Raw genomic sequence first — 10309 nt, forward strand, 5'->3', positions numbered from 1 at the left:
GATCTAGTACCAGTCGTGACTTATTAGAAGTAGAAACTCATTAAGATAGAAGATATTAGCATGATTACATTCAGCACCAATTTAGGCGACATCACCATAGCACTCGACTTTGAACATGCGCCTGTCAGTTCAAAAAACTTTGTCCGCTATTGTGAAGAAGGCTTCTTTGAACATACGATTTTTCACCGTGTTATCAAAGGTTTTATGATTCAGGGCGGCGGATTTACCGCAAAAATGAAAGAAAAGCCGACCCACGAGCCTATCGTGAACGAAGCCAACAAAGGCCTAAGTAACACCATAGGCACTATCGCTATGGCTCGCACCGATGCGCCTCATTCGGCCACGGCGCAGTTCTTCATTAACACCGCCAATAATGACTTTTTAGACCACACTGCCACCACTAATAACGGTTGGGGTTACGCGGTATTTGGTAAGGTCACAGCAGGAATGGACATTATCCAACAGATTGAGAAAGTCAAAACCACCACAGTTGCCGGCCACGAAGACGTGCCCCGCGAACCTATAGTTATCGAGAAAGTGACGATTAATATCCAAAGCTGATCGTTAAAACGATAAAAATTTCTTTTGATATAATGTATCGCTCAGTTTTGCTGAGCGATACATTCTTTTCTGTAGCGGTTTTTAAATTAATTAGTTCGCAAAAAATCATACTTAATAAACACTGCTTAATATAAATTTACTTTACCTAATTTAAACTCAATCATTTAACTTAAAACTTACTTAAAGTAAAAAATCTTAAATTATAGCTTCTTAACTTAAAATCAGTAGATTAATTATCCTCTCAACTTTTTAAAATCTACCTAATATACACTCAACCTTAATCAATTTAGCCTATCCTATTGATATCATAGCCATACCACTACAATTAATTCAACTTACTGTCATTGTTCTAACGCTTTTAGTGTTAAACCCATCGACTGATATCCGCGTTCTTGATTTAAAATGCCTTGGCAACTTAATGCCGCCATTGGAGTAATGGTTAATTCGTACTTATCACTCAATGATGTTGAATATATACCTTGCCGACACGCATTGCTGACCCAAGTAAAAAAGTCACTCTGCTTACTCATTATTGGCGTTAATTTGGCAGTCTGAGCTAGGCGGATATGAGTCAAATACTCACCAGTGGCGTCAATTTCAGCATAGGAACCCGGAGTTAAATAGTGCGAAACCGCATTTATTTCAGGGTTAGCTTGGCTTTGTTTCAATCGCTCAACATGCGCTAATGCCCATACTCCATGCTCACCGACCACTGAGAGCGAACGATGTGATAAATCGACCAATAATGCTGTATTTTCATCGACCCCAAATGCCATTTTGCTATCGGCATTGGCGCTAAGGAGCAAGAGTCTTAAATAACGGTCTCGTTGTGAAAAGTGTGTGTCGGGTATACCAAAGGGGAAAAATCCAAGCCCACCTTGCTCGCGATAAGTGACCGCCGTTGCAGGAACTGAGGTATCACAATTAGCGACTTCACAACGCTCACTTGGCGCTTCGATCGCGAAAACGCCAAAACTCAGCGCCCCCTCACTCGTGCCGCCGGTGATCATATTTTTATCAGCCATCACAGCAGTGCCAGCGCTGGTGCCACCGATAACAATTTCTTGTTTGGAAAGACGTTTCTTGATGATGCTTAATGCTTCACTGGGTGATTCATCCGGCGTCGTCCAAGCCTTTAAAGTCAAACTCTGATCGCCGCCATTTAAAAAGAGTCCGTCGATTTGATTAAGCAATTGATAGAGTTTAATGGGGCTGGCACAAAAATCCTTTTGTAGCTCAACTTGCTTTGGATAAAGCCTCGCCCTATCCGTATTTCCTTGTATTTGCTGTCTAAACATTTCGAGTTGGTCACACTGACGGGTTGCGATACCCGCTTGCACTGCAGCATCTAAAGGCAGCCAAATAACCTCGGCCCCCATTTGCTCAAATACGCTGACATAGTAATGGGCCGCTTCAAAGGGATCGCGCGCAGATGCGGTCACAACGGCGATCAGTGGACGTTTGGCATTGGGGTTGCTTTGCTGGCGCTTTGTTAACGCTTGCTGCGTAAATAATTGGTAAAGCGTCGCGGCATGGGGATTGATTGTGGAATCAAGTAACACTTGTTCTTGTAACAGCGTGCCGTCAGCAAGCATCTGCTTTTCTTCTAATAAATCTAGCAGTGCGTAATATTGTTGGTCGCTCAAATGCGTCAGAAATTGCTTATCTATCTTTGCAATGGCTTGTTCAAGCTTTGCCAAGGTTAAGCTGTCACTATGTAAACGGCCAAGTGAACGGCCAATTTCAACATCGCTATTTTCAAGACTATTACTGACAGGAGAAAGTGCTTTGGCCGCTTGTCGTAATATCACTTTTTGTTGCTCATTTAACGACTGCAATCTTGGGTGTTTAAGTGCACGTTCAAGCCACGAAACGTTGAATACATAACGTGTTTCGCGTTTGGCATCGGCTGAGAATTTGACTTCCGATTGGCAATTTGCGGGAGCTTGAGAGCTGCAGATTTTCATCCCTCCGCCCACCAGCATAAGATCAAATTGTTGATGAGTGGGTATCGATAAACTCAGGGTTTTCGCTGGCGCTGACTGCACGCTTGGGGCGATAAATAGCAAAAGAGTAAAGTAAGAAATACTTAAGCTATTGAGCAAAAAAGATAAGTTTTTTAAGCAACGATTTTTCATAGTGGCACTCAATAAAAAGTGTGCGCCATGTATTGACTCAAGGCTCATGTTACGGATAGCCTTTTAACAGGTCAATAACAAAAGACTTCCGTTTATTACATGAAAACAGCAACAACTCTTTTCCAAAGATACCACTACCGCACCTGGTATCTGTCCGAATGGTGGGACGAATAACCGCTAAACACCTTGTGTTTGGTGGAGTCTAGTCTAGCCGTCTTACTCCCCTCTCAATCATTTGATTGACGTTGCGCTTTCTGCAAAACATTAACTAATGCCATGCGTATTGACTCACGCGCAGCTTAGCCACGTCTAAAAAATTCTAATAAGAGATTTATCGGGAGCTTATCATGAGAAGTTCTGTATTTTTGTGCGCTGTTTTTGGGTTGGCCTTGTCGCCCGTTGCTTTAGCTGTAGCCAATGAACTAGAAAAAACAACTGAGCAACCTGCCGCAGATGCACCGGTCGAGCGAGTCGCAGTCACAGGTTCACGCCTAAAAGGGGTGGATATGGAAGGCGCCAATCCACTGCAAAGTTTTACCCAGGATGACATCACTAAACGCGGTTACGAGAGTGTGAGTGAGTTTCTACGCGATCTCCCCCAAGCTTCAAGTGCGGGGACTTTCTCGGAAACTGGGGGTGTCGGTGGAGCCGATGGAGCACCAGCTGGCGCATCCGGTGTCAGTTTGCGCGGATTGGGTTCAAGCTCAACCTTAGTGCTAGTCAATGGCCGAAGAGTCGCCGTTGATTCCTTCTCTAATGGTTCTGACTCGTTTGTGAACGTCAATTCAATCCCTTTATCTGCCATTGAACGCATCGATGTGTTAACCGATGGCGCATCGTCCATCTATGGTTCGGATGCCATTGCCGGTGTAATTAACTTTATCCTCCGTAAGGATTTTGTCGGGCATGAGCTCAGTGCCCAATATGGGGATGATACTTCTGATCACGATGCCAGCCGTAAGAATCTGACCTACGCTGGCGGCTTTGCGACAGAAAACAGCAATACTACGGTTGTAGTCGATTATGCGACGCGAAACGCCATCTTTAATAGCGATAGACCCGTCAATGTCACCTTTGAGTCCAGTACTCGTATGACCATAGATGGTGAAGATTACGCTGAGTCTTGGTGTGGCGATGATACCCAAAAAAGTGGTACACGTTGCAATTATGACTATGTTATTCAACGCGCTATCCAACCTGACTTTGACAATATAGGCACGACCTTTAATCATATTTATCGTCTAGATAATGGATTGGAGTTTTTTGCTGAAGGCATGTATCAAAAGAATACCGGTTCAGCCTATGAGGCGCCTGCGGGATATACAGTGGATGTTGCTGGTGATTCTGCCAACATTCCCCAGTATGTTCACGACATTGACATGCTAGATGGCAGTGTCAGCGACGTTATCACTGTTCGAACTCGTTTCCCTGAGCGTCGAGTACAGGAATATGACACTCAGAGCTATCGAGTCCTCGCAGGACTGCGCGGTGAACTTGCCGACTGGAGCTGGGAAACCGCGGCGAGTTATGGCAAATCTACAAACGAAATCAACAATGTTGCTGGCTATATGAATGCCACTAAACTGGATGCCGCCGTGGCGGCGGATGAATTTAATCCGTTCAATTTAGGCCGTGATAGTAGCGCTGCACAAATTGCTGCCCTGCGCGATCCCGGCATTCGTAAAGGTGAATCAGAGGTGTTGTCGCTGGATTTTAATATCAGTGGCGATCTGTTTGTATTACCCGCAGGTGCAGTAAGCTCGGTATTTGGTGGAGAGCTGCGAAAAGAGCAAATATTTGATAGGCCATCCATCAACGCAGTGAATAACGAAATTATCGGCTTAGGCGCAAGCGATGCCGAAGCGGACCGGACGCAATATGCTATGTATGGCGAGTTTAATTTCCCCATTACCGACACCTTAGATGTGATCGCAGCTTTACGTTACGACCACTATAGTGACTTTGGTGGCGATGTTAACCCTAAAATATCAATGCGTTATCGCCCTCTTGAGGATTTAGTATTAAGGGCATCATGGAGTACAGGTTTTAGAGCCCCTTCCTTATCCCAATTAGGCGCAGGGACGTCGCTCAGCAGCCAGTATATCAATTGCGGTTCAGCTGAACCTTACAATGCCTTATGCGGTACTGCTGGCGCCGAGTTTGGCGAACTCGAGTTTGACCAAGAAACCATAGGCAATAAGGATTTATCCGCAGAAAAGTCTGCCGCCATTAACGTTGGCGTCTCTTGGAACCTCACCGAAGCACTACAATTGACCGTCGATTACTGGCGCTATGAGCACGATGATATTGTTGACATTGATGCCAACACTACCTTGGGCGCCTGTATTAAAGACAGTACAAAAATCGTGACTAGCGTTGCAGAACTGGGGGATGAATTTGGCTGTGTTGTTGATGGCCAAGGGGATATTAGCTTCTTACGCACCGGCTATTTTAACGTCGGCAATCAAAATACTGATGGCATCGACTACAAGCTAGATTATCGCTTAGACACTGAAACCGCAGGTGAATTTAAGTTTTATGTTGCGGGCACTGAAACCCTGTCATTTGAAAGACAAGTTACACCTTCAACCCCAGTGGAAGATTTATTAGGGCGGTTAAGTGGCGCCTCAGAAATTGCTCGCCCTGAAAGCGTGCTTGATCTAGGAACCGACTGGCAGCTCAACGATTGGAGTGCCAGTTTATCGGGTCACTACATCAGTTCATTGGGTGATGGTGACTTTAAATTTGATAACGAAACCGTCGACAGTTGGCTCACCTTCAGTGCGAGCCTTGGTTATGAGTTAAATGAGCACCATAGCTTTTTGGTGTCAGTGCGTAACCTAACAGATGAAGAACCGCCCTACGCCTCCTCTCCAACCAATGGCTATGCAAGCTCAGTCCATGATTGGTTAGGCCGTCGCTGGAACGTACGTTATACCTTCAAGTTTTAATGTACTGACTTGAGGCATTGGCCGCAGCGTTTAATTGTGGCCAATGCCTTGTTCTGACCCTTTATAAAGGCACATAGGATGAAATTACCTACTGCAAGGGCAATGCCCGACGCTTTTGTTATTTTATTTTTTATCGTTTTAGCCGCCGCAATAAGCAGTTATCTGTTTCCTGCGGGTTGGTTTGCTATGGTCGATATCGTTGATAGCGCTGGCAACATCACTCAAAGAATCGATCCACAACAGTTTTTCATGACATACGATAACGCGCATCATGTCAGTCTATTTTCAGCCAACGACAAAACGGGGCTGACCAATTTTGCCTTCGACGGCATGACATCAGGCGATCGCATGGGCTCGGCCGTTGGTGTCATGGCATTTATCCTTATCGTGGGTGGTGCCTTTGGTGTCGTCATGGACACTGGCGCCATTACTCATTGCATTATGGCGATGATCGCCAAACTGCAGCGCAGCCAAGTATTACTGATCCCATTACTGTTTATAATATTTTCATTAAGCGGCGCGATATACGGCATGAGTGAAGAGGCCATTGCATTTTGCATTGTACTGTTACCGCTTTTTCAGGCTTTAGGTTATTCAGCGGCAACTGTGGTCATGGTCACCTACTTATCCACCCAAATTGGATTTGCTACCTCATGGATGAATCCATTTAGCGTGGCCATTGCGCAAGGGATTGCCGGTGTACCTTTAATGTCTGGCGCTGGTTTACGGATTGCAGCTTGGTTTGTTTTCACTGTTGTCGGCTTAATTTTTACCCTGCGCTACGCTAAAAAACATCGCTCAACAGTGGATGCCACACTCGTGCATGCTAACGATAAACCATTGAATAATAAATGTTCTTCCTTTGACATTCTCGTGTTGCTTTGTTTACTCGGCGTAATTATGTGGGTGATTTGGGGAGTGGTAAGCCAAGGCTATTATATTCCGCAAATCGCCAGTCAATTTTTTGCACTGGCCTTGGTTGTTGGGCTGATTGCCGTTATTTGGCGAAAACGTAGCTTGAACCAAATCTCAAGTGCCTTTCAAAAAGGCGCCAGTGAATTGTTACCCGCCGCTATGATTGTGGGATTCGCCAAAGGTGTGGTGTTATTGCTTGGCGGCGATGACCCACAACAGCCCTCTATTCTTAACACTGCCTTACATTATGCCGGCGAGTCCTTGGCAACGTTACCTGATGTCACCTCTGCCATTGTTATGTATATATTTCAATCTATTATGAATTTCTTTGTCGCATCGGGTTCCGGTCAAGCCGCCCTGACCATGCCTATCATGGCGCCGCTTTCCGATATTGCAGGCGTCACCCGCCAAGTATCAGTGCTTTGTTTTCAGCTTGGTGATGGACTGACAAATTTAGTGATCCCTACTTCAGCCTCATTAATGGGTTGTTTAGGTGTGGCTAAAATTTCATACGCTCAATGGCTTGCGCTTATTTGGCGCTTTCAATTATTGCTGACCTTGATGGCCAGTGCCGTCATTTTATTTGCCGTTATTACAGGATATAGCTGATGTTAACTTTAATCCGTAACGCCGCCGTTTATGCGCCGCAGTTTTTAGGGCTACGCGACGTGTTATTTTGCGAGGCGAAAGTCCTTAAAATCGCCCCCATCATTGATCTTAAGCATGCAGACTTAGTCACAATCATCGAAGCCAATGGCCGCCCTTTAATCCCAGGTTTAGTGGACCCCTTAGTGCATATCACAGGCGGTGGCGGTGAAGGCGGTTATCACACACGTACCCCAGAGATGCAACTAACAGATGCCAGCCTTGCTGGGGTCACTACGCTCGTCGCAGCATTGGGAACCGACGCCATTAGTCGCAGCTTGAACGAACTTGTCGTCAAAGCGAAAGCGCTCACATATGAAGGCTTGTCTGTCTTTTGCTACACTGGCTCCTACGAATACCCCGTAAAGACGCTTACTGGCGATATCACCCAAGATCTGGTGTTAATCGACAATGTTATTGGTGTGGGTGAAATTGCAATTGCAGATCACCGAGGATCGCAACTCACAGTGCCAGAACTCGCCAGAGTCGCAGCGCAAAGCCGCGTCGGTGGGATGCTCAGCGGTAAAGGCGGCATAGTGTTTGTGCATGTGGGCGATGGTGCAACTGGTATCCAAATTTTGCATCACATCGCGCAGCAGTCTGATATCCCTTTAACGCAGTACTATCCCACTCACATGAATCGCTCCCAGCAGCTATTAGAGCAAGGGCTTGAATTTGCACGACAAGGTGGGGTTATCGATTTCACGACGTCGACTAATACTCAGTATTTAAACGAGGGTGAAGTCGCGGTCGTTGATGCGGTCCATTTTGCAATCTCGCAAGGTATCAACTTGAGTCAAATCAGCTTAAGTTCCGACGGAAATGCTAGCCTGCCCATATTTAGTTCTGACGGTGAATGTATTGGAATAGAAATGGGTAAAGTCAGCAGCCTATTTGAAGCGCTAGTGGCTTTAATTAACAGTGGTTTACCCCTAGAACAAGTGCTTCCTTTAGTGACCTCAAATGCCGCTCGGGTGCTCAAGCTAAAAAGTAAGGGCAGAATAAGCGAAACACACGATGCCGACTTTGTGTTATTAATGGATAACTTTAATATCGATAAAGTATGGAGCAAAGGGCAACTACTCGTTGATGAAGGTAACGCACTGAAATGGGGAACATTTGAATCGCAGTAACTCAATAATGGCGCACGCCGCGCGCGTGCACCACACTCATAAACTGTGTGCAATGCGAGTAGATTACCCGCAAACAGAGCGTATCAAGCACATTTTCTCAAGGTGAAAGAGTTTGCATTGCTAAGCGCACTCCGATCATCGCTGATTGACTGACATTTTAAAACGCGTAACGTTACGCCATCGAGATCCGAACTGCACCATTACAGTTACCGCGCTTCAGCCAAACTATCCCATAAAAACTGGGCATCTTATTGCCCTATTTAAGAAAAGTATTTTATATTCGGCAGATTAACGCCACTGCCAAAGAGCTTGTTCTCTATCCTCTTTACAGATATTGGACCTACAAGATACGCGTAACGGCGTTAGGCTAAATTAACCATCTGATATAGATGAAAAAGCCATTTCTGTATCTATTATAGTATCTTGCTTACTCTTATTATCCCCTTTCCTTTCAAGCCCAAGATCACTGCGAACTTGGACCGCGAATCCGATTAGGATGAGCAAAGAAACCTGCTGTGGTGCGCATAAAATGCTGTTTAACTTTGAGCGCAGGATGTTTAACTTGGATCACAATAAGCTATATCATGACTTCAGCGATCGGCTCCATCGAGCCAACACTCTCAAGTCGATACTTTTTCAGAGACGCAGTCTGCACATGTTGGGAAGAGATTTTGAATAATACAAAAGGTAGTCTGTTTATGGTTGCTGCTATGGCAGCATTTTCTATTGAAGACATGCTCATCAAATCTGCAGCAGAAACCACCTCTATCGGCCTCATTTTAGCGTTATTTGGCCTTGGTGGAATGTTGATATTTATACTGTTAACTTGGCGCAAGGGCGAAACTGTGCTTCACCCTGCAGCATTGTCGACCCCCATACTGTTACGCGCATTGTGTGAAGTGATCGGCCGCTTCTGTTTTGCTTTAGCTATCACCTTAACACCACTCTCGAGTGCATCCGCTATTTTGCAAGCCACACCTCTGATCGCCATGATTGGCGCAGCCTTGTTATTCGGTGAACAAGTCGGTCATAAAAGATGGCTTGCGGTATTGGTTGGTTTTGTGGGCGTGCTGATGATCATTCGTCCAGGGCTTGATGGCTTTGAAGCCACCTCTTTATTTGCCGTTATCGCTACCTTAGGTTTTGCAGGCCGCGATCTCGCAACACGTGCCGCATCGCCCGTGTTATCTAACATGCAACTTGGGGTGTATGGCTTTTTTGTGTTAATTCCGACAGGCTTAGCCATACTGATGTACCAAAATGAGCCCTTACAGTTTAGTACCACTGCGGCAACACAAATTCTGGGAGCCATCGTCTTTGGTGTCATGGCCTACAATGCGCTGACAATCGCTATGCGCGCTGGAGATGTCTCAGTAGTCAGCCCCTTTCGGTATACCCGTTTACTGTTTGCCTTAGCGTTAGGCATATTGATATTTGGAGAATCACCAGATTTACTGACACTTCTAGGGAGCTTACTCATAGTATTAAGTGGCGGCTATACCTTAATCCAAACGCGTAAAAGAACCACGACGAATAACATACCTAATGCGGCATGAACTGAGTAAAACAACAACGTAAGTTGAAATCTCGGCTAAATTCTTCGCAAGTAAACTGACTCGACGAGGCGCAGAAACAAGCGCGATACACTCAACACAGATTCAGCCTTTGGTGATTTGCTATGGCATTAAAGCGTGCTAACGCTTAAGCACTACTTTTAAGATCTAATTTTTAAGCGCTAACTCTTGAGCGCTAGCGAATCAAGATTACCCACCTTAAGTTCTATTATTCAAACAGTTAAATTGCAATGCTCGCGACGGCGAGTTTGCAAGTCATGACACCAACATAACGTGTAAACTGTAGTGGTCAAGTAAAATTGGCCACGGTTTTAGAGTCATTCCAATATAAACGTTCTGACTCATTTGGCGTTAACCCACCATTATATTGATGGGGTCTTGTCTCACTGTAA

The 10309-nt window shown here is 45.3% G+C and carries 6 protein-coding genes; 5 read left to right on the forward strand and 1 reads right to left on the reverse strand.

The genetic code is table 11. The features are described from left to right. Positions 1-60: 60 nt before the first annotated feature. Positions 61-561 (forward strand): peptidylprolyl isomerase, encoded by a 501-nt coding sequence (locus KV201_RS21200; protein ID WP_006081478.1) that lies wholly within the window; start codon positions 61-63, stop codon positions 559-561. A 341-nt stretch (positions 562-902) separates the two neighbouring features. Here KV201_RS21200 and KV201_RS21205 read toward each other — a convergent pair whose 3' ends face one another. Further along, positions 903-2699 carry a cyanophycinase gene (locus KV201_RS21205; protein ID WP_226060496.1) on the reverse strand — a complete coding sequence of 599 codons (1797 nt, stop codon included), beginning with the start codon at positions 2697-2699 and terminating at the stop codon, positions 903-905. A gap of 347 nt (positions 2700-3046) precedes the next feature. Here KV201_RS21205 and KV201_RS21210 point away from each other — a divergent pair, with 347 nt between their 5' ends. From KV201_RS21210 to KV201_RS21225, 4 genes are all read left to right on the forward strand, one after another. Next, positions 3047-5650, forward strand: a complete 2604-nt coding sequence (locus KV201_RS21210) for a TonB-dependent receptor (RefSeq protein WP_226060498.1) — start codon at positions 3047-3049, stop codon at positions 5648-5650. A 78-nt stretch (positions 5651-5728) separates the two neighbouring features. Beyond that, positions 5729-7174, forward strand: a complete 1446-nt coding sequence (yfcC, locus tag KV201_RS21215; RefSeq protein ID WP_226060499.1) for a putative basic amino acid antiporter YfcC — start codon at positions 5729-5731, stop codon at positions 7172-7174. Next, positions 7174-8343 carry a beta-aspartyl-peptidase gene (gene iadA / locus KV201_RS21220; protein ID WP_226060501.1) on the forward strand — a complete coding sequence of 390 codons (1170 nt, stop codon included), beginning with the start codon at positions 7174-7176 and terminating at the stop codon, positions 8341-8343. The genes yfcC and iadA overlap by 1 nt, the downstream gene beginning before the upstream one ends. Positions 8344-8927: 584 nt before the next feature. Next, complete coding sequence (locus tag KV201_RS21225; RefSeq protein ID WP_319000227.1) at positions 8928-9899, forward strand: DMT family transporter; 972 nt, start codon at positions 8928-8930, stop codon at positions 9897-9899. Positions 9900-10309: the final 410 nt, after the last annotated feature.

It is taken from the genome of Shewanella sp. SR1 (genome assembly GCF_020447145.1).
GTDB lineage: Bacteria > Pseudomonadota > Gammaproteobacteria > Enterobacterales > Shewanellaceae > Shewanella > Shewanella baltica.